Below are 21,115 nucleotides of genomic sequence, written 5' to 3' on the forward strand. Positions count from 1 at the left end.
GGCGTTCTGACGGAAACCCTTGGCGAGGTTCTGACATGCCCCTCTATATCTGTGAGACCTGCGGTACCCAGTATTCGGAAACGACCACGCCGCCCGCGCAATGCCCCATATGCGAGGACGACCGCCAATACGTCGGATGGAATGGACAAACCTGGACGACGCACGCTGCGCTGGCTGCGAAGTACACGTTGCGGATCGAAGACGATGCCGGCCTGCTAGGCATCGGCCTGCCATCGGACTTCGCCATCCCGCAACGCGCGCTGTATCTGCCGACGGACGCGGGCAACATCCTCTGGGAGTGCGTCAGCCTGGTCACCGATGCGGCGGTCGCTGCGTTGAAGGCACGCGGCGGTGTGGACCAGATCATCATCTCGCACCCGCACTTCTATACCTCGATGGTGGAGTGGAGCGAGGCGTTGGGCGGCGTTCCCATCCTGCTGCACGAAGCGGACAAGGCATGGGTGCAGCGGCCGTCGTCGCGCATCGAGTTCTGGAGCGGCGACGAACACAAGTTGTCCGACGCCGTGACGCTCCTGCGCTGCGGCGGTCATTTCCCGGGTAGCACGGCCTTGCATTGGCGGGATGGCCCGCGTGCCGGCGGTGCTTTGTTCCCGGGCGATGCGTTGCAGGTCGTGTTCGACCGGCGCCATGTCACCTTCATGTACAGCTATCCCAACTACATTCCGATGAAGCCCAGCGACGTCCGACGCATGCGGTCATTGCTTGAGGGTTACGAGTTCGATGATGTCTTCGGCTACACCTGGGGGCGCAATATCATCGGCGGGGGGCGTGCGGCGGTGGATGCATCGTTCGATCGCTATCTGCAGGCAGTAGCTGGCTGAGGCGTCGGTTTCCCCCGAATTCGCTGCGCATGGCCTGATTCAAACACGGCCGAGATTGATTTCATGTTGAAGCTGGATTAGCCGTCAATCGGGAGATGCGTCATGCGTAGATCGATAGTGCGATGGTTGATGGGTCTCGGGGCAATGGTCGCTTTGTCCGGCTGTGTCGCCGCGGATAAGCAGACGTCTGAGACGGCGCCTGCTGGATCGGGTCAGGCATACGCCGGTTGGTACATGCAGCACGCGGGGCAGGGCACGTTCCAACTCTGTGGGCAGTCGCAGCCGCTGCAAGTGTCGGCGCCTGCGGATCTTCCGGCGCGCGCCAGGGCTTTTGGTCTGGACGAGGACACGCCCATCTACGTTCGCGTCACAGGCTCGGTGAGTGGCAGTGAGATTGCTGTCTCGCGCGTCGATCAATTCGGTTCGCCGACCCCGGTGCGAAATTGCGCAATGAACGGTGTCGTCATTCCTGCGCCGACAGGACAATGATCGACCACGAAAAACGCCGGGAAACCCCGGCGTTTTCTGGACCAGGAAACGACCGGGCCTAATCGAGCAGTTCTGTGTGTTCGTGGCCAGGTGCCAGGGTGACGTGATGTACCCAGATGCCGCCCTTGCCATCCGGTGCCGCCCACATTTCGTCGAATACGCCCTTGCGGACGCGGATGCCCATGGGCGGCACGTCTTTCGACTCGGCCGTGAGAGCGGCGCCGATGGCGTAGCTGTTGTAGCTGTCGAGATGGTTGTAGATCGCTTCCAACTGCGCGTAATCGTGCTGATTGGGTGCGGTGCTCTGCGGATCGGTGGAATAGTCCATGCAGGTCTGCTGGCTGCTGCCATCTTCGCTGGTATGGCCAAGCCCAAAGAGATGGCCGACTTCCTGGCACATCACGTGACGGCGTTCGTCCTGGCTGGCGAAGTACGACGAGTAGCTGTCGTTCATCTTCGCCGTGCCGCGGGTGATGTGACCCTGGCTGTCGATGTTGATCGACGCCAGACCGAGCCAGCCGTTGAAGCCATAGGCCGCGTTGCAGACCTTGATCTTGCCGGCGACCGCACGGCACTGCTTGCGCGCGCGCGTGGAATCGTCGGAACCGGTGATCTGAAGATCGAGTTTCTGTGATTGCGACCACTGCGAGAGCGAAAGACTCAACTCGTCGTTCCAGTCGGAGGACACGCTGTCGATGACCTGGAGCGTGAACGAGGAAGTCGTACGCGCCCAGTGATAGTTGTTCCAGCTGTGGCTGGCATAGGCGGCGATGGAAACGGTGGCGATCGTCGCCGCGAGCGCGCATTGGCGCAGGATATGCTTGGAGACCATGAGTAACTCCCCCATTTAAGTAGGTGAACTACGGGATCGGTCCGCCCAGCACCCTGTTTACTGGGCGGGATGACGCTATTCCTTCGCTTGTGTTCTCCAACAAACGTCCGTGCCTGTTGGATACGGCCACTTTCAGTTGTCCAGAATGGCCAACCCGCGCCGCGTCTCCACGCCGCAGTCCTTCGGACACGACTGTGCCGTCTCGCCGCACTGCGGCGTGCACCGGCCGTCGCCGCATTTGCCGCACACCAGTTGCTCCGATTCCACTCCGCAATCCTTGGGGCAGGTGGCTGGGGTTTCGCCGCAACTCTTGACGCACTGACCATCCCCACAGCGGCCGCATGCGGCGACTTCGGTAGCGCAGGCTTTGCCGGAAGTTGGCTGTTTGGCCACGGCTACGGGTACGGCGAAGCCGATCGCAAGGACGAGCGCGCACAGTCCTGCGATTGAAAACGAACCCTTTCGAATCTTCATGAACTCCTCCCAATCAATGGTATGCCGGCGAAGACGCGGGGCCGGTACGGCAGGCGGCCAGCCCACGCCAGGGTGGACAGTGGACCGCCCGGGCAACCTAATCCTGCATGTGCTTGGAAGGCGTGAAATCCAGCCAAAAACCGCCAGGGGGAGGACCCGGCGTCAGGAGTGCCAATACAGGCGTTCGGTTAGCCAAGCAACTCGGTGTGTATTAGCCTTCCAGCGGGATCCATAGCGTCAGGCCGCCTTCACCGCTACGCGTATCAAAGGTCGGATTGTGTCGCTCGATGGTAGGTGCCTCCGCGAGCGTCCAGCCGCGTGACGGCAACGCCTCGTTCCAGATCGTGGAATAGCTTTCGTACAAGGTCGACACGTGACCGCGATGCTCGAACACCGCGTATTTCCGTGGCGCGATCTCGAGCTGCAGCAGTTCCTTCGGACTCTCGCCGAAAGCCGAGACCTCGACGGCGCACATGTACTGGAACTGGCCTTCGTCGTCCGCTGGCTGGCTCACGCCGACCGGGATGCGATCGAGTTTCGCCGGGATGGCGTCGTAGTACGCCATGAAGCGCTGCCATTGCGCCGGGATCTTGATCGTCGTCTCGAAGGAACGGAGTTCGGAGAGGCCGACCACGCGCACGAGTCCCTCGTCGACGAGATGCGGCGGATCGAGGTGGCGTTCTGCAGTTGCCTTCAACTCGAGCGGCTCGACGAGCGCGATGCCATCGAGGCTGCGGCGATCGCGCACGCTTTCAGGTGTCAGCACGAACTGCTCGCGGAAGGCACGGGTAAAGGCCTCGTGCGAGCCGTAACCGGCATCCAGCGCGACTGCGAGGATGTCGGGCGCGCCGTCCGCGAGCGCGCGCGCGGCCGCGCTCAAGCGCCGGCCGCGCAGGTATTTCATCACCGATAAGCCGGTCGCCGCGCCGAAGGCGTTGGCAAGGTGCGACCGCGATACGCCGCAGGCCTCGGCGATGGCGTTGAGCGTCAGGGGGCGTCCCGAGTTGCGTTCGATGACCCAAACGGCTTTATCCGCGATCGACATGCTGGTGTCCTCGTTGAAGATTCGACCCCAACCTATCAACGCCTGCGGCGTGCGACTTGATCGATCGTCCAGTAATGCCGGGAGCTCATGGGGCCTTTCATTACGGCGACTCTACGCCGGCGGATGCTTCGCCACCCCGATGCCATGTGCATACACGAGCTTTCCACCAAACCAGCCTGCAATGCCCAGGCACACGAAACCGGCAAGACTCAATCCGATGTCGACTGCATCAGGCCGGGTCAGGGTGGTGCCCTGCAGGCGCAGGAACAGGCTCGCTGCATAAAAACTCCAAGCGGTCATGACCAGGATCATGTGCCGGTTGAGGTCGCGAGTTGCAGGGTGTTCGGCATCGACTTTCAACAGTTCGATGAAGCCGGTCGCCATCGCGGCGATCGCGGTCACGACGCCCACGGCGAGCAGCACGCCCGCCAGCATCCACGCCGTTTTGCCCCACAGCAGGCTGGCCAGGTCGGCCATCGTGGCCAGCGACCAGCATGCAATCGGGAAGTGGACCAGCGCTGGATGCAGCGGGTGCTTCATGCGATGCGCCCTAGGCCAGCACGGCACTCAACAAGGTGAGGAAGCCGGTGACCGCGACGCCGGCATGGATGAACACAACGGCCTTCGGTGCGATGCGTCCGCGCAGGTGCAGCGACGCGAGGTAAAACCCACCCAGTGCCGCCACAACCAGCAGGCCCAGTGCAGCAGTGACGCGGCCGGCGGCTGCGCCCTGCAGCACGATGTAAACCAGCATGACCAGGCCGGTTGCGCCCAGCAACGCGTGCCCGATCGAGAGTGCCCATGGGGCCAATTTACCCCTGAGTACATGGGAGGCAAGCAGCATTCCGCCGACGGCGGCAATTGCAAACACCACAAGCGCATAAGTCAGCATGTCGAATCCCTCTTGGTTGGCGCATCGAGTGGAGCGGAACCAGGCATCGCACTCACGACGAGTGGATATCCTGTGCGGCAAGAACGGGGTCCAGCCGCTTCAGCACGGCGTCGGTCATGCGATCGCAGCGCGATCCGAGGAAAGGGAATGCCTCCGTCAGCGTCGACGCGAGGGTGTCCTGCAACGCCGTGCGCAACAGCCGGCGCGCGCGGTGCAGGCGGGTCTTGACCGTTTCCGGACGCAGGTCGAGGCCGGATGCGGTTTCCTCGACCGTGCACTCTTCGATCTCGCGCATGACGAAGACGATCCGGAAGGGCTCAGGCAGATCGTCGATGGCGTGTTCGACGAGTTTGCGGATCTGCTCCCGCGCAGCCGCCGCGGCCGGATCCTCGCTGCCGAACTTCGACGGGAATGGCACGATCCGGCCGCCATCGGATTGCGCCACGTCGATCTGCTCGATGCCCACGCTCGGGCGGCGTTGCCGCAGCCGCCCGCAGGCCTCGTTGAGGACGATCCGCGTCATCCAGGTGAGCAACGTCGCCTCGCCGCGGAACGTCGCGAGTTTTTCGAACGCGTGCACGTACGCCTCCTGCACCACGTCTTCGGCTTCGGCATCGTCATTGACCACGCCGCGCGCAACGCGGAACAGGCGCTGGTTGCAGCGCTGCATGATGTGGCGGAACGCCTCGCGGTGACCGCCTTGCGCCAAGGCAACCAGTGCCATGTCCTCGAGCGAGGCATAGTCGATCGCTAGCGCGTTGTCCGGCATGGCCATGGTGTTTTCCCTTCTATCACTGATCGGATGCGCCAGTGCGCATGAGGTTCCCGGAACCCGTGGTGCGCCAGCGGCATGTCCGCCCCCGACCGTAAACGGCGTTTACCCCGTTGCATGCCGGTCACAGCCGATCGGGTCGCCCATAGGCTCGCGATCCGCATTCGGTCGGCAGGTGCACAGGGAGGTCGCGCCATGGGAAGCCGCTTCAAAGGCTGGTCCGCTGACGAACTGCATGACGATTACCGGGCGGGGAAGGGCGAGGCCGTGCGCCTGCTGCTGCGCGGAGCGCCGAAGCGTGGAGCCGTCCGTGCGCGCTATGTCGCCTCGCCGCGCCAGGACACGAACATCGTCGGCGTCGGCATTGGCCGCCGGTATTGCGATAACAAGGGCAGCAGCGAACATGCGGTACGCGTCTACGTGCGCCGCAAATTGCCGAAGTCGCAGGTGGGGAAGCACAAGATCCCCGAGCATTTCGATGGCATCCGCACCGATGTGATCGAAACGGGGGCTTTCCGCGCACTGGGCAAAGGGATCAAGGCGGCCCAGGCGCGGACTCGCCCGCTTCGCAGCGGCCTGTCCATCGGGTTCGCCAGTGCAGAAGATTTCGTGGTTGGCACGATCGCCGCGATCGTGCTGCGCGGTGCCGACCGCTTCGTCCTCGGCAACAACCACGTGCTTGCCTTCGAAAACAGCTTGCCTCCGGGCACTCCCATCCTGCAACCGTCCAGGCTCGACAATGGACAGAACGGCACGGATCGGATCGGCGCGTTGACCGAGTTCGTTCGGCTGGAACCCTTCGGAAACAAAATGGATGCGGCCATCGCACGCATCGCCCCGCAGATCGCGGTGACCGCCGGCTTTGCCCACGGCCCGCGCCTGGCGTCCGGCCTGTCGCTGCCGGCCGTCACCGGGATGCGCATCACCAAGCTGGGGCGCACCACCGGGCGCACCGACGGCCGCATCGACGACATCAGCGTGGATGTGGCCGTCGACTTCGGGAGCGGACAGTTCGTGTTCGAGGATCAGCTCATGCTGCGTGCGAGCAGCGCTTCATTTTCGGACGACGGGGATTCGGGCGCGCTGGTGGTGGCGACAACGCAAAAGCGACCTGTGGGTTTGCTCTTTGCCGGTGCGGAGTCGCATGCGCTGGCCACGCCCATCGACCGTGTGCTGGCGGCTTTTGGCGTCACGATCCTTGCGTAGGGATCGTGGTCACTGCAACAAACCAACAGGAGCAGGTGTCATGTCCGAGTTTGTGCGAACCACCTTGGCGGCAGTCCTGCTGGCAATCCTTGCGGCCTGCGCCACCCGCGGTACGCGCGACGTTGCGCCCGAAGGCGTCGCACCCGAAGGCGCCGTCCTCGAAGAGGAACAGACGCTGCGATCCGATGGCGCTGTCGTCACCAAGCGCGAGACGACCCTGCGCCTCCGGCCAGCGCCAGGCGCATGGACGCTTGCGCGCCTGCCTGCCGGGACACGCCTGAAATGGGTTGGCGGCGAAACGGCGCACGCATTCTCCCTGGTGGTGCAACTCGACAAGGGGCCTTCCGGCTGGGTGCGCAGTTCCGATCTGGAGGTCGTGCAACCACCCGTGCTGGCGGGATTCGAATCGGAGGCGGCATGCGCGACCGATCTCTCGACCTGTCCGACCCGGGGCTGCGCGGTCAACAACACGCCCGCAGCGATCTTCAACAAGATGAAGCGGCACGTGCCGACTGGTGATCCGGTCGTAACACTCGGCTTCGACGATTTTGCGTTCCTGCAGCAGCAGGCCGATGTCCTCGTCGGCCAGCGCAAGGATCTCGACGCGGACGAACGCGCCAAGCTGACGGATCTCGATGTGATCGAAGGCAAGGTCTCCGAGGGCGACAAGATCAAGCTGATCGCCTACCTGACCCAGGATTCCAGCGGACCGCACGCCAACAGTGGCGGCGAATCGGTCAACTGCAAGCTCAAGGGATCGGCGTTCAACGATTTCCACATCCCGGTGTCCGAAGACGCGGCGTATTCCGAATTCGATGCGATCGTGATCGAGATGATCCCGCAGCGCCGGCCCGCGACCTGGACCACCGCCGAGCTGCGGAAGGTGCAACGGGAAGGATGGGCGGTGTGGATCGAAGGCGGCTTGTTCTACGACAACACCCACGTCGTCAACAACGATCCCGACCACCCGCTCCACGGACAACCCAAGCGGTTCTCGCTATGGGAAATCCACCCGGTCACCAAGTTCCTGGTTTGCCGCCAGGAGGAGTGCGATACGTCCGACGAATCGCAGTGGTCGCCGCTGTAGTGCTCCTAGTGGACCAGCAATCCCAGGAGCCGGGCGCGATCTACGGCATGTTTCCGGGTGCCTGCAGCGAGTTTGAGAAACAGGTTCTTGATGTGCCACTTCACCGTTTCGTCGCTGATCTCCATCGCGCGTGCGATCAGCTTGTTCGACATGCCCTTGTCGAGCAGGATGAGGACTTCGGTTTCCTTGGTCGTCAGCAGGCCACTGCGGGAAGCGGCCGCTCTTTCGGGTAGCGCCGAATAGGGTTGCTGGCCTGGCTCGGTTTCGGTTCGCCGTGCCTTCGCATCCGCTGGCGCAGCATGCAACGCGGCGCCCATCTGCACGGCCAGCGGATGGGTATCGGCGAGCAGGCGGTCGCACCCGCGGATGGCGGCGAGGCCCACCGCCTCGGCCAGCAGCGGCATCGCGTTGTCGGCGTGGCGCCGCTGCACAACCACCGCGCGCAAAACCCGGATCGTCAGGGCATCGCGACCCCGGTGCAGCTGGTTCGCCAGCGCGTCCGCCGCTTCCAGTTGCCGATCGCATTCGTCCAGATCGTTCCGTGCGAGTGCGGCGTAGGTCGTGGCGATCGCGCGCGTCAGTTTGTAGAGCGATTGGAACGAGGAAAACGATGTCTGGCCAAACACGTCTTCGAGTTCCGCCATCGCCTGGAGCAGGGACTCCACGGTCTCGGAACGGCCGCGTAGTGAATGCAGGCGGATCCGTTCGGCGAAACCATGCAGCATCAATCGCGGCAGCTGTCTTCGTTCGCCGAGTTCGCCGAGGCTTTCGAGGATGTTCAAGGCGCGCCGCTCGTCGCCCTGGCTGAGAGCGACATAGGCGAGCGTGCGGTAGGCAAGCAGGATGACGTCGGGAGCACCGTGCCGCTCGATGACATCAAGACGATGTGCGAGCAGGGCTTGTGCCGCCGTTGGCTGGTCGCGCTCGAGCAGAGCCGCGGCGACCATCGCGGCATACATGCTGGCGACCATGCTGCGACGGCCCGCGATCCGTTCGGCGCTGACCAGCGCCGGCCACAGCGCTGCTTCGGCACGGGATGCTTCTCCGTCCCAGAGATGGCTGAGTCCCACGATCATGAGCCGGTGTGCGATGGGCAGTCGCAACGAATCATTGTCCACGTTCGCAGGCACTTGGCCGATCAGCTGCCGTACGCGTTGCGTTTCGCCAGCATGCAAGGCCATGAACGCAACGCCGTTCGCATAGGCCAAGGCCTGGATCGGATCCTCGATCGATGCCGACGGTTCCGGCCTGTAGGCGAGCCAGTCCGCGAGGATGGCCGGCATCAGCCCTAGTCGATCGCCGTAGGCGGCGGCACTGAACGCTGCTCGCGCGGCCACGAACCGCCGTTGTGGATTCGTCGCCGGATCGAGCAGGATCGCCTGCGAAATTTCCAAGGCCTCGGCGTTGCGCTCGCCGATCGCCATGATCCAGGCACCGACCAGGCGCAGGTCGACATCCGCCGCCACGACTTCGGGCGGGATGCGATCCAGCCATTCGCGCGCTTCCAGCAACTTGCCCTGGAGGGTCAACGTCCATAGCGCCCGCTCGGCGTAAGCGTGGGCAAGCGATTCATTACCCGACGCCAGGGCGTGGCAGGCCGCTTCGTGGAAACGTTGACGTTCGGCGAACCAGTGCGATGCGCGAGCATGGAGTTCCTGTTGCTCGGCCATCGGCAGCTGTTCGAAGCGGCTCAGCAGGAAGTCGCGCACGAGTGGATGCAGGCGCACCCAATCCTGCAACCCCGCCACGCTCAGGATCGGCGTTTCCACCATCAATCTGGCGATGTATTGGCCTGCGGATGCATGGCCGGTGACCGCTTCGCACAAGTCGGCAGCCAGATGATCAAGGATGGCAACGCGGATCAGGAAATCGGTCATCGGCGCCGGCAGGCGGGTCAGCAACGATTCGAAGAAATAGCGTTCGATATCGCCACGTCGCGCCGAGAGTGAATCGATCGCGACTGCCAGGTCCGGTTCGCGTTCGATCGTGGCCGCCACCAGTTGCAGGCCGAGTGGCCAGCCCCCCGTGAGTTCGTGCAGTCGGGTGCATTGATCGAGGTTCAGGCGTTGCCCGAAGTGCTTCCCGAGCACCGCCGTCGACTCGTCGAGTTGCAGATGCAGGTCATCCGGACCGATGGTCGCGAAATTTCCCTTCGCGGCCAGCTCCCAGGTCTGCAGGGGCAGCGGCACCCGCGAACTCACCACGACGTGCAGGTTCGGCGGCGCGTTGTGCAGCAGGTACTGGAGCGAAGTTCGTACGGTCGCATCCGGCAATCGCTCGGCGTCATCGATCATCAGCACTGTCTCCGTGCCGAGAAAAGCGATCTCGGCCAGCAGTCCGGTCAGTGCGTCGATATCGTGATCGCTCTCCGCCGCGTATTGCGCCATCAGCGCGTCGAACGCGGGACGACCACTCGCGGAGCTCACCGCAGACAGCAGCGCCAGGGTGAACCGGGTTGGATCGTCCTGGGCATCGACACCGAGCCACGCGACCAGCGCGCCCTGTTTCAGCCAGTTGCGACGCCACTGTGCCAACAAGGTCGTCTTGCCGAAGCCTGCGGGTGCGATGACGACGATGGTTGTCCGCTCGCGGACATTGGCCCAGATCCGCTGCAGTGGTTCGCGCTCGAGCGCAGTGCGGGGTATGCGTGGCGGCGTGGTCTTGAGGATGAACTCTGGCGCGGACATGTTCTCGTTTCAACCGACGCGCAAGGGAACCCTCCGCTAGTTGTCCCATAGCGTAGCCCAATATCGACGGCCCGCAGGCCGCGCCGGCGGGTCCGTCAGTGGCCGGGAACCGGACCCGATGACCGGTGGATGTGGACGAAGCACTCCGCCCCCCCAAGGCGGGGGGGAGGCTGCGCGGCCCAGATCCAAGAGTATCGGCAGCGCGTTAGCCGGAGCTCCAAGCGGCGAGGACAGCACGCGCGGCGTCGGCTATGGCATGGGCTGGTAATTAGGGGGCCAGCTACAGCCTTATTCCGCCGCGGATCTCCCCGAGAGTCCGCGGCGTTCCTTTTACTGTGTTGGATAGTGTCTTGCAGGGGCGTCGCTGGAACAACGCCCCGATCACGGGGCATTGCGGCGGCGAGCGCAGTCGCTACTCCCGCGCTCCCATCAGCCGCCGATACTGCGACATGTGGCGGATGGCCTGCTTCGGTTGATCCAGTTCTTCGTACAGCAGCGCGAGGTTGTAGTGGCAATCCGCAAGCTGCGGGTCGAGGCGTAGCGCCGCTTCGTACGCCTGCATGGCCTCCGGCTTGCGGTCCGCGTCGTCGAGCAGCACGCCGAGGTTGAAGAAGAGCAGGGGATCGTCGTTGCGAATCGCGATCGCGTCGCGATAGACCTGTTCGGATTCGTCGAAGCGATGCAGTTCGTGCAGGAGTCGTCCGAGATTGATGCGCGCATCCAGCCGCGACGGATCGGCGGCGATGGCGCGCTCATAGGCGCGTCGCGCCGCGTCGGTGTCCGAGCTTTCCAGCTCGATGCCTTGCAGGGTCCATGTGCCTGTTTCGACCGGCACCTGCGCCTGCTCGATGACACGCAGGGAACCCGTGGCGGGATCGCCTTCGAACGCGAGCACGTATTGCCCGGATTCGGCATGCCAGCGGTTGCCGCCTTCGCGCACCACGACGTGATCGGCAATCGCGCTGATGCTCAGTCCCGAGAGCGGCATCGTTTCAGGCAAACGGCTGCGCAGTTCCTTGAGCGATTTGACGATGCGGCGGTGCGGGATGTTCGCGGTTGCCAGGGACTGTGCCGTGCGCAGCACGATCAGGTCCTGGAACGAGAACAGCCACGCGTTGCGCGGGCCGCGCGCCGGCGTGACGAAACCCGCGGTGATCAGTGCGCGGATCGTGCTGCGGGGCAGGCGGAGCAGCTTTTCGACGTCGCGCACGCCGTAAGAATGCATGTCAGGGCCTGCCGATGCGCTTGCAACAGATCACGCCGGGCATAAAGATGCCCGGCCCTCCGGGTTGCTCCTCAGTGGCTGCCCTGCGGTGCCGCGCGGCTTGGCCTTGCAGGCAGCAAGGCGCGGCGCCACGCAACACTACCTGACAGCCACTGAGAAGCAACGCGACCTGTTCCATGCGCATCGGCAGGCCCTTATTTCGCCCGCTTCGCGCCCTTGCGCTTGGGTGCTTCGGCCTCTTCGACTTCCAATGCCGGTACCTGTTTGGCCGGTTTGCGCGTGGCCTTGGTGGCGGCCTTGCCCTTCACCGCGCCCTTCTTCTCCAGGCTGGCGCGCAATGCCTCCATGAGGTCGATGATCTGGGCGCCGCCTTCGGGCTCCTCGGCCATCGTGATTTCCTGGCCTTCCACTTTCTGCTGCACCGCGGCTTCGACGCGCTCGGCGACGTCGTCCTTGTACTGGCTCGGATCGAAGGTGCTGCTGCTCTGCGCATCGATCAACTGCTGCGCGAGTTTCAATTCCGCCGGCTTGACGTCGGTCTTGGGGATGTCGATCTCGCTGATCGCGCGCACTTCGCTGTCGTACAGCAGCTGCTGCATGACCAGGCCGTCCTCGACCGGGCGGATCATCACGATGTAGGACTTGCCGCGCGCGGCCCAGTGGCCGATCGCGCAGCGGCCCGATTCGCGCAACGCCTTCGCCAGCAGCGCATAGGGTTTGGCGCCGCCCTTGTCCGGGGCGAGGTAGTAGGCCTTGTCGAAGTACACCGGATCGATCGCGCTGATCGGCACGAACTCGGTGATGTCGGCGCTGTGCGTACCGGTTTCTTCGAGCGCCTTCAGTTCCTCCGGCGTGAACATCACGTACTGGTCCTTGGCGAACTCGTAGCCCTTGACCATGTCCTCGCGCGAGATCGGGATGTTCTCCCGCGCGCAGAAGTACTGCTGCTTCACCCGCGACCCGCAGGCCTTGTGCAGGAAGTTGAAGGCAATGCCGCCCTTGGACTCGGTGGCGGAATAGAGCTTGACCGGGATGGCCACCAGGCCGAATGAGACGGTCAGCGATGCGATCGAACGTGCAGCCATGACTGCTTCTCCGATGGTTCAGGCCTTGCCGCCCTTCAGGGCTCGCGCCAGGTCCTGCTTGTGTTTGAGGGCATCGCTCCAGCGATCGCCCGTGCGGGAGAGCCGCTTTATCACATTCGTCATGCGGAAGTCGAGTGGATGGGCCTTGGCCAGCTCATCCCAGTCCAGCGGCATCGACACCGGCGCCCCGGGTGCGCCGCGCGGGGAATAAGCCACGTTCAAGGTCTTCCCGCGCACGTTCATGTTGTGGTCCATGAAGATCTTGCCGGTGCGCTTGGGCACGCTCCACTCCATGGTGATGTCCTTAGGGTGCAGGCGCATCAGGTGCCGGCTGACCAGTTCGGACACATGGCGCGCCTCGTCGAAATCGAGCGTGCGCTTGATCGGGACGAACACGTGCAGGCCGGTCTTGCCCGATGTCTTGACGATGGGTTCCAGTTTCATGCCTTGCAGCAGTTCCCGCAGGGCAAAAGCAATGTCCTTGCCCTTTTCGAACGCGACCGTGTTGAGCTCCGGTTCCGCACCTTTCGCTTCCTTGCCGGAGTAGATGTAGGGATCGATGTCGAACACGACGTAATCGGGATAGTTCAGCACCGAGGCTTCCAGCGACTCGATCGAACTCGAATAGTCGGTGGACTTCGACTTCGCATCGGGGCCGGGTTTCGCGCGCGAATGCCAGACATGGAATTCGAGCGTCCCTGACTGCGCCAGCCACAGCAGCGAGGGCAGGTTGTTGCACAGCAGGTACTCGTGGCGTTCGTCCTTGTGTTCCGAGAACACGGTGACGGTCTCGGTGAATGCCGGGCGTTCCTGCGTCCAGTGTTTCTGGAAGAAACGTTGTCCATCGATGCCGTCCGGCATGCGGATCATGGTGAGCGGGCGGTCGGCCAGGTGCGGCAGCATCAGCGGCGACACCTGCGCGAGATAGCGCAGCAGGTCGCGCTTGGTCAGCGCGGGTTGCTGCAAGGCTTCGTCGGCGGGCCAGTAGACGCGATCGAGGTTGCTGAGGCGGATGCTGTGCTGGCCGACAGCGAGTTCGATGGCCTTCTTCGTGTTGTCGAGTTGGGCAAGGACTTCGTCGATTTCCTTCGTGCCGGGGGCTGCCTTCTTGCTCTTTTTCTGTTCGTCATTCGCGGGCAGTGGAGCTGCCTGCTTTGTTTTCAAGGCACTGGATCCCTGCTTCCGCAGGGATGACGATGACGTACTCGAAGGTTTATGGCTCTCGATGCGGTGCACGGTCTTCGGATCGACGTCGTCGCGCAGCCTCAGGAAGATCGGTGCGCGCAGGGATCCGTCTTCCGTCCATTGCTGGAAATTCACTTCGACAACCAATTCTGGCTTCACCCAGGTGACGGGCCCGTTGACTACGGGTTTTTCGATGAATGGGCAGGTACGCGCAGTCAGCGGCTCGAGGCGCGCCTGCACCTGCGCCAGCGTGCGATCGTCAAAGCCGGAACCAACGTGCGAGGCATAACGCAGGCCATCCTTGTCCCAGTAGCCGATCAGCAGCGAACCGAGCGACCCGCGCGAGCCCTTGCCCTTGGTGTAGCCACCGATGACGAAATCCGCGCTGTGCGTCGGCTTGACCTTCAACCACGACGTAGAGCGACGACCCGCCTGATACGTGCTGTCCTTGCGCTTGCCGATCACGCCTTCGAAGCCGCTGGCGAGTGCCGCCGAGTGCAGCGCCACGCCATCGTCCGCCGCATGCACGAGTTGCACGAGCGGCGAGGGCAGCAGGCATTGCGCGAGGTAGCGCCGCCGATCGCGATACGGCGTCTTGCGTAGATCGATACCTTCGAAATGCAGCAGGTCGAATGCGTAGAAGAGGGTGGGCGAGTTCTTGTCGGCTGCGGTGATGTCGCGTTCCGTCTTCAGCTGGAAGCGATTCTGCAGCGCGTTGAACGACGGCTTTCCGCTCGCGTCGAACGCGACGATTTCGCCATCGATGATCATGCCGCTGGTGGCTTGCTGGCGCAGCTCCGCCGCCAGTTTCGGGAATGTCTTGGCCAGCTCGAGGCCGCGGCGCGAGCGCAGCTTCACACCATCCTCGTCGATGAAGGCGAGCACGCGGTAACCGTCGAGCTTCGGCTCCCACATCCAGTCCGCGTGGTTGAACGGAGCATCGGCGACCTCTGCCAGCATGGGCTCGAGCTTCGTTGGCATCGCGGTGATGTCGCCGGTAGGGACGAGTTGCGCCGCCGGCATCTGGTGCACGGGCACGACCTTGAGGTCCTTCACTGCGACGCCGGACAGCACGGAACGATTCCGCACAGTGACATTGGTGGACGTCACGAAGCGGTCCTTGTGCTTGATCAGCAGCCAGGTCTTCGCGTCCTTGGTGCGCACCAGCGCGAACGAGCCCTTCAGCTTTTCGCCGCGCAACTGGATGCTGAGCTTGCCGGCGGCGATGCCATCGCGAACCCTGCGCTCGGCTTCGGCTCGGTCATGGAACCAGATGCCGCCTTCGTCGGGACTATAGACGCCGCAGTCCCACACGATCACTTCGCCCGCGCCGTATTGGCCGGGTGGGATCACGCCTTCGAACGAGCCGTAGTCGTAAGGGTGATCTTCCACGTAGACCGCGAGGCGTTTGTCGTTCGGGTCGAGTGAAGGCCCTTTGGGCACGGCCCAGGACTTCAACACGCCATCGCATTCGAGCCGGAAGTCGTAATGCAGCTGCCGCGCCGAATGTTGCTGGACGACGAAGAGCAAGGGCCCGCTGCCGCCTTCCGGCACGGACGGCGCCGGTTCGGGGGTGGCTTCGAAGCGGCGCTTGGCGGAATATTCGCTGAGCTTCGCCATGTCGGTATTTACCTGGACACAGGGCCGGACCAATGACAGCACGACTGTTGGCAGGTGCGAGCGGCTATTCCTATAAGGAATGGCAGGGCAGCTTCTATCCCGAAAAGATAAAGCCGGACGCCATGCTCGCCTGGTACGCCGAACGCCTGCCCACGGTCGAGATCAACAATACCTTCTACCAGATGCCCAAGGCGTCGGTGCTGGAACACTGGGCGGCAGCGACACCAGAGCACTTCCGCTTCGCGATCAAGGCCTCGCGGCGCATCACCCACGATGCACGCCTGAAGGCGGATGCCGCGGCCGATTCGGTCGCTTACCTCTATCGCACGCTTGAAACGCTCGGTGCCAAGCGCGGCCCGGTGTTGTTCCAGTTGCCGCCGTTCCTGAAGAAGGACCTGCCGCGCCTCACCGACTTCCTGCAGGTGCTGCCTGGCGATCATCGCGCCGCGTTCGAGTTCCGCCATGACAGCTGGTTCGACGACGACGTCTACGCCGCGCTCAAGGCGGCAGGCGCCGCGTTGTGCTTGTCCGAGCGCGAGAACGATGCGCCGCCGCCGCTGGTCGAAACCGCACCGTGGGGTTATGTGCGCCTGCGCCTGGAAGAGTATTCCGACGATGCGCTTGCGCAGTGGGGGCAGCGACTGCTGGCGACTACGTGGCAGGACATCCACGTGTATTTCATGCATGAGCCAACTGCGCCGGGTTACGCGCAGTCCCTGTTGCGGTTCGGCGCGTTGTAGGTCACGACATGTCGAAGCCGAAGCCTGTGACCATCGCCATCGACGCCGCCGAGCAACGCGTCTCCGGCCTGCTGCTTGCGCCGTCGGATGCACGCGCCTGTTATGTGCTCGCGCATGGTGCGGGGGCGGGCATGGCGCATCCGTTCATGGCGGTCACTGCATCAGGACTCGCGACACGCGGCATCGCCACGCTGCGTTACCAGTTTCCCTACATGGAGCGTGGCTCGAAGCGCACCGATACGCCGCGTGTTGCGCACGCCGCCGTGCGCGCGGCCGTGTCGGAGGCCGCGCGCCTGCTTCCGGGCCTGCCGCTGTTCGCTGGCGGCAAATCCTTCGGCGGCCGCATGACCTCGCAGGCGCAGGCCGAATCGCCGATGCCCGGGATTCGCGGCCTGGTGTTCCTTGGGTTCCCGCTGCATCCGGCCGGCAAACCTTCGGACGAACGTGCCGCCCACCTGTTCGATGTCACGGTGCCGATGCTGTTCCTGCAAGGCACGCGCGACGACCTCGCGACGCTGGATCTCCTCCAGCCGCTGGTGAAGCGCCTCGGCAAGCGCGCGACGCTGCATCTGTTCCAGGATGCCGATCATTCCTTCCATGTGCCCGCACGCTCGGGACGGAAAGACGCGCAGGTGCTGGATGAAGCGCTCGATGCGCTGGCGGAGTGGATCACCAGCCACCTGGATTGAATCCGTCGTTCCACCCGAATCAAACAGTCCTGCGACTTGTGTTTGTGCGTGTCGCGTTCTATATCCCTGCGTTCCTGTCGAAGCGTGCACCCCACCACGCAAGGGAATCCGCCATGAAGTCACGTGCTGCCGTCGCTTTCGCCCCGGGCAAACCATTGGAGATCGTCGAGATCGACGTCGATCCGCCGCGGGCAGGCGAAGTGCTGGTCCGCATCACGCACACCGGCGTCTGCCACACCGATGCCTTTACCCTCAGCGGCGACGATCCGGAAGGCATCTTCCCGTCCGTGCTCGGCCATGAAGGCGCGGGTGTGGTGGTGGAAGTGGGAGAAGGTGTGACTTCGCTCAAGGCGGGCGACCACGTGATCCCGCTGTACACGGCGGAATGCCGCGAGTGCAAATTCTGCAAGTCCGGCAAGACCAACCTGTGCCAGAAGGTCCGCGCCACGCAGGGCAAGGGCCTGATGCCGGACGGCACCACGCGCTTCTCCTACCAGGGCCAGCCGATCCACCACTACATGGGCTGCAGCACCTTCAGCGAATACACGGTGGTGGCGGAGATCTCGTTGGCGAAGATCAACCCGGAGGCACCGCACGAGAAGGTCTGCCTGCTCGGCTGCGGCGTCACCACCGGCATCGGCGCGGTGCACAACACCGCCAAAGTGAAAGCGGGCGACACCGTCGCGGTGTTCGGACTGGGTGGCATTGGCCTCGCTGTGATCCAGGGCGCCAGGCAGGCCAAGGCCGGGCGGATCATCGGCATCGACACCAACCCCGGGAAGTTCGAACTCGCGCGGCAGATGGGCGCCACCGATGTGGTGAATCCGAAGGACCACGACCGGCCGATCCAGGACGTGATCGTGGAGATGACCGACGGCGGCGTCGAGTTTTCCTTCGAATGCATCGGCAATGTCGATGTGATGCGCGCCGCACTGGAGTGTTGCCACAAGGGGTGGGGCGAGTCGGTGATCATCGGCGTGGCCGGCGCAGGACAGGAGATCCGCACGCGGCCCTTCCAGCTCGTGACCGGCCGCGTATGGCGCGGCAGTGCCTTCGGCGGGGTCAAGGGACGCACGCAATTGCCGGGGATGGTCGAGGACGCGATGAAGGGCGAGATCGACCTCGATCCCTTCATCACCCACACCCTGCCGCTGGAACGCATCAACGAAGCCTTCGACCTGATGCACGAGGGCAAGTCGATCCGGACTGTCATCCATTACGACGCCTAGTAGCAGCGCACTGAAGGACGGACATGGAGAAGATCGAGTCGCACGCCTGTTTCGGCGGCGAGCAGCAAGTCTGGAAACACCGTTCGAGCGCGCTCGATTGCGAAATGCGCGTGGGCGTCTACCTGCCGCCGCAAGCCGCGCACGGCTCGTGCCCGGTGCTGTACTGGTTGTCGGGGCTGACCTGTACCGAGCAGAACTTCATCACCAAGGCCGGCGCGCAGCGTTATGCCGCCGAGCACGGGATCATTGTCGTCGCACCGGATACCAGCCCGCGTGGCGATGGCGTGGCCGACGCCGAGGGGTACGACATCGGCTTGGGTGCCGCCTTCTATCTCAATGCCACGCAGGCGCCGTGGTCAGCGCATTACCGCATGTACGACTACGTGGTCGACGAGTTGCCCGCGCTGATCGAAGCGAACTTCCCGGCCAGCAACGCACGCGCCATCAGTGGCCACTCCATGGGTGGCCATGGTGCATTGGTGATCGCGTTGCGCAACCCGGGACGCTATCGCAGCGTGTCGGCGTTCGCCCCGATCGTGGCACCTGCACAGGTGCCATGGGGCGAGAAGGCATTTGCCGCTTATCTCGGCGACGATCGCGCCGCATGGCGGGCATGGGATGCCAGCGAACTGGTGCGCGGCGCGTCGGAACGCCTGCCGCTATTCGTCGACCAGGGTGAAGCCGACGATTTCCTGTCCACGCAACTCAAGCCGGAATTGCTCGAAGCCGCCTGCAAGCAGGCCAACCACCCGTTGCGCTTACGACGCCACCCCGGCTACGACCACAGCTACTATTTCATTGCCAGTTTCATCGGCGAGCACTTCGCGCACCACGCGACTGCGTTGCGGAGGTGATGTGGTATCAACATCTCCTCCAGCACGGCCCCGCAAGTTTTGCTCAGAACCCCATCTGATCGAGGCAGCGGACGAACAACGGCACCGCCTCACGTATTTCCGCGGTCGACAGGCCCGCGTACTTCAGCAGCATGCCGGCGCGGTCGGGCGGGTCCATGTATTCGGGTGCGATAGGCGGGATGCCGAGGCCCGCCGCGCGGGCGCGAACGAGGAATGCCTCGCCCTGCTGCCTTGATTTTCCGCGTAGCCACACCAGCAAATGCATCCCGGCGTGCGAGTCCGCGATCTCGAGTCGGTCCCCGGCATGCTGGCGCAGGCCGTCGATCAATGCCGTCCGTCGCTCCTGCAATGCTTTCGCGCTGCGCCGCATGTGCCGCTCGAATCCGCCGGTGGCAATGAAGTTGGCGAGGGCCGCCTGTTCGATTGCGGGCGAACTGAAGTCGTTGAGCCACTTCGCGGCGACGAAGTCCTGCCGCAGGCTCGGTGGCATCACCAGGTAACCCAGGCGGAGTGCCGGGAACATCGCCTTCGAGAACGTGCCGGAATAGATGACCCGGTTTCCGCCGTCAAGCGAACGCAGCGCCGGGATCGGCTTGGTGTCATAGCGGAACTCTCCGTCGTAGTCATCCTCGAAGACCCAGCAGCGATGGCGTTCGGCGTACTCGAGCAGGGCGAGTCGGCGTGACATGGACATGATCGCGCCGCTCGGGAACTGGTGGGACGGCGTGACACACACCAGGCGCGGCGCTTCATCCGGAAGTGCACTGCAGCACAGGCCTTCCTGATCGACCGGCACGCCATGCAGCTGGGCGCCGTGGGCCTGCAGTACCTGCCGGGTCGCAAAGTACTGAGGCTCCTCGATTGCAACTTCATCGCCTTCGTCCAGCAATACGCGTGCGGTCAACGCGATGCCCTGCTGGGTTCCCGCGACCACCAGTACGTCATCGGGAGTGGCCTGGACGCCGCGCCGGCGCACCAGATAGTCACAGATGGCCTCGCGTAACTCGGGTAACCCCTGGGCTTCGGCATTGAAGGGCGAGGTGTAGGCAGCGGCACGTGCCAGTTCGCGCGCCCAGGCACTGGTCAATGCAGGATTGGTCAATGGCGTGCTGCAATCGAAGCTGTAGCGCACACCGCTGATGTGGTGACTCGGCAGGTTCGATTGGTTGTGGTACCTGCGCATGCGGCGCGAGTAACGTGACTGCGGCTCGAGTCGTTCGCGCGTGGCAGCAGGTGAGTCGATGCGCCTGGTCGCTGCCACGAAGTTGCCGGACGCAGCCCGTGATTCGATGAATCCTTCGGCACGCAACTGCTCATAGGCCGCCATCACCGTGTTGCGCGATATGCCGAGCTCATTCGCGAGCTGGCGCGAGGATGGCAGGCGCGATCCTCCGCCGATGCTCGCAACTAGGCGGTCGCGCAGTGCGCGGGTGAGCTGGGCATGCAATGGACCAAGACCGTCGAGTTCAAGGTGCATGGCAGGGTCCCAACGATTGGCACTCCGGAAAGACAGCGTGAGTCCGATTGGGCAGTTGCATGCGCAACAACGGCACGTGCCGGCGACGCGCATGGTGCGTCACAGGGTTGGATCGATCATGGATTGAAATGTCGCGTCCCTCCACGGCGTGTCTTTGCATCAATGGCCTGAACCAGTGGCGGATGCATAACCCGTGCCATCCACGAACGCCTTGATGTAGCTCGGACAGGCATGTCCACGAGTGTCCGCCCGGACACTCCAAAGTGTCCGGGCGGACACTCAATGCGATGTTGAAATAGGTACCCGATACGCATGCATGCAATACGACTGCATGCAATGCGACGTCGGCCACATCGGCGCCACTGGTCCCAATGAAAGTCGTCCAACTGGACCTAGCCTGCGGGATCGCATCGTCCTATGGCCGCGGAACAGAAGCGCGCGTGCGAATGACGATCACTGACGATGCCTGCGCATGGATACGTTGCGCAGGCCGACGTTTCCGGGACAAACGCCAATCAGCAATCGACTGACCACCGCTGCGGCATGTCCAGCGCGTGCCGAGCGTTCTTCGCAGATCCGGACACGCAACTGGATCCGATGTAAGCACCAGGCCTGGTTCTAGCTGCGTCTTCGCTTCCCAAATAGTTTGGTTTTCGTTACGCGCGGCGCAATCGGCGTCGCTAAG

Annotated in this window: 18 protein-coding genes; 7 read left to right on the forward strand and 11 right to left on the reverse strand. The window is 63.8% G+C overall.

The window, feature by feature from the left end; genetic code table 11:
• The first annotated feature begins 35 nt into the window (after positions 1-35).
• Entirely contained in the window at positions 36-842 is an 807-nt protein-coding gene (locus MO486_RS13040) for an MBL fold metallo-hydrolase (protein WP_242908467.1), read from the forward strand.
• Between the two features lie 547 nt (positions 843-1,389).
• Here MO486_RS13040 and MO486_RS13045 read toward each other — a convergent pair.
• The 6 genes from MO486_RS13045 to MO486_RS13070 all read right to left on the reverse strand — a co-directional run bounded on the left by MO486_RS13045 (position 1,390) and on the right by MO486_RS13070 (position 5,349).
• Positions 1,390-2,163, reverse strand: coding sequence for a hypothetical protein (locus MO486_RS13045; protein ID WP_242908469.1), 774 nt, complete (start codon positions 2,161-2,163; stop codon positions 1,390-1,392).
• Positions 2,164-2,295: 132 nt separating this feature from the next.
• On the reverse strand, positions 2,296-2,637 hold the full coding sequence (locus tag MO486_RS13050) for a hypothetical protein (protein WP_242908471.1): 342 nt from the start codon (positions 2,635-2,637) through the stop codon (positions 2,296-2,298).
• 211 nt (positions 2,638-2,848) lie between these two features.
• Complete coding sequence (locus MO486_RS13055) at positions 2,849-3,682, reverse strand: AraC family transcriptional regulator (RefSeq protein ID WP_242908473.1); 834 nt, start codon at positions 3,680-3,682, stop codon at positions 2,849-2,851.
• A 111-nt stretch (positions 3,683-3,793) separates the two neighbouring features.
• Entirely contained in the window at positions 3,794-4,222 is a 429-nt protein-coding gene (locus MO486_RS13060; RefSeq protein ID WP_242908475.1) for a DUF2231 domain-containing protein, read from the reverse strand.
• Between the two features lie 10 nt (positions 4,223-4,232).
• Positions 4,233-4,574 carry a hypothetical protein gene (locus MO486_RS13065; RefSeq protein ID WP_242908477.1) on the reverse strand — a complete coding sequence of 114 codons (342 nt, stop codon included), beginning with the start codon at positions 4,572-4,574 and terminating at the stop codon, positions 4,233-4,235.
• Positions 4,575-4,626: 52 nt separating this feature from the next.
• Positions 4,627-5,349, reverse strand: a complete 723-nt coding sequence (locus MO486_RS13070; RefSeq protein WP_242908479.1) for an RNA polymerase sigma factor — start codon at positions 5,347-5,349, stop codon at positions 4,627-4,629.
• 75 nt (positions 5,350-5,424) lie between these two features.
• On the opposite strand from MO486_RS13070, the gene MO486_RS13075 reads away from it, so the two are divergent.
• Positions 5,425-6,552 (forward strand): S1 family peptidase, encoded by a 1,128-nt coding sequence (locus MO486_RS13075; RefSeq protein ID WP_242908481.1) that lies wholly within the window; start codon positions 5,425-5,427, stop codon positions 6,550-6,552.
• A 40-nt stretch (positions 6,553-6,592) separates the two neighbouring features.
• Positions 6,593-7,639 carry a hypothetical protein gene (locus MO486_RS13080; protein WP_242908483.1) on the forward strand — a complete coding sequence of 349 codons (1,047 nt, stop codon included), beginning with the start codon at positions 6,593-6,595 and terminating at the stop codon, positions 7,637-7,639.
• Between the two features lie 5 nt (positions 7,640-7,644).
• Here the strand turns inward: MO486_RS13080 and MO486_RS13085 are convergent, their stop codons facing one another.
• From MO486_RS13085 to ligD, 4 genes are all read right to left on the reverse strand, one after another.
• Entirely contained in the window at positions 7,645-10,326 is a 2,682-nt protein-coding gene (locus MO486_RS13085) for a LuxR C-terminal-related transcriptional regulator (RefSeq protein ID WP_242908485.1), read from the reverse strand.
• 412 nt (positions 10,327-10,738) lie between these two features.
• Positions 10,739-11,551 carry a tetratricopeptide repeat protein gene (locus MO486_RS13090; protein WP_242908487.1) on the reverse strand — a complete coding sequence of 271 codons (813 nt, stop codon included), beginning with the start codon at positions 11,549-11,551 and terminating at the stop codon, positions 10,739-10,741.
• Positions 11,552-11,745: 194 nt separating this feature from the next.
• Positions 11,746-12,636 (reverse strand): Ku protein, encoded by an 891-nt coding sequence (locus tag MO486_RS13095; protein WP_242908489.1) that lies wholly within the window; start codon positions 12,634-12,636, stop codon positions 11,746-11,748.
• 18 nt (positions 12,637-12,654) lie between these two features.
• A complete protein-coding gene (ligD, locus tag MO486_RS13100) occupies positions 12,655-15,441 on the reverse strand; it encodes a DNA ligase D (protein WP_242908496.1) in 2,787 nt (928 codons plus the stop codon).
• A gap of 32 nt (positions 15,442-15,473) precedes the next feature.
• On the opposite strand from ligD, the gene MO486_RS13105 reads away from it, so the two are divergent.
• The 4 genes from MO486_RS13105 (at position 15,474) to fghA (ending at position 18,953) form a co-directional block, all read left to right on the forward strand.
• Entirely contained in the window at positions 15,474-16,181 is a 708-nt protein-coding gene (locus MO486_RS13105) for a DUF72 domain-containing protein (protein ID WP_242908498.1), read from the forward strand.
• 8 nt (positions 16,182-16,189) lie between these two features.
• The gene (locus MO486_RS13110; protein WP_242908500.1) at positions 16,190-16,870 is read left to right on the forward strand and encodes an alpha/beta family hydrolase; all 681 of its coding nucleotides are present in this window, start codon (positions 16,190-16,192) and stop codon (positions 16,868-16,870) included.
• Between the two features lie 113 nt (positions 16,871-16,983).
• Positions 16,984-18,099 carry an S-(hydroxymethyl)glutathione dehydrogenase/class III alcohol dehydrogenase gene (locus MO486_RS13115; protein WP_242908502.1) on the forward strand — a complete coding sequence of 372 codons (1,116 nt, stop codon included), beginning with the start codon at positions 16,984-16,986 and terminating at the stop codon, positions 18,097-18,099.
• A 23-nt stretch (positions 18,100-18,122) separates the two neighbouring features.
• A complete protein-coding gene (gene fghA / locus MO486_RS13120) occupies positions 18,123-18,953 on the forward strand; it encodes an S-formylglutathione hydrolase (RefSeq protein ID WP_242908504.1) in 831 nt (276 codons plus the stop codon).
• Between the two features lie 43 nt (positions 18,954-18,996).
• On the opposite strand, the gene MO486_RS13125 is transcribed toward fghA, so the two are convergent.
• Complete coding sequence (locus MO486_RS13125; protein WP_242908506.1) at positions 18,997-20,430, reverse strand: PLP-dependent aminotransferase family protein; 1,434 nt, start codon at positions 20,428-20,430, stop codon at positions 18,997-18,999.
• Positions 20,431-21,115: the final 685 nt, after the last annotated feature.

It is taken from the genome of Lysobacter sp. CFH 32150, assembly GCF_022758295.1.
Taxonomy (GTDB): Bacteria; Pseudomonadota; Gammaproteobacteria; order Xanthomonadales; family Xanthomonadaceae; genus CFH-32150.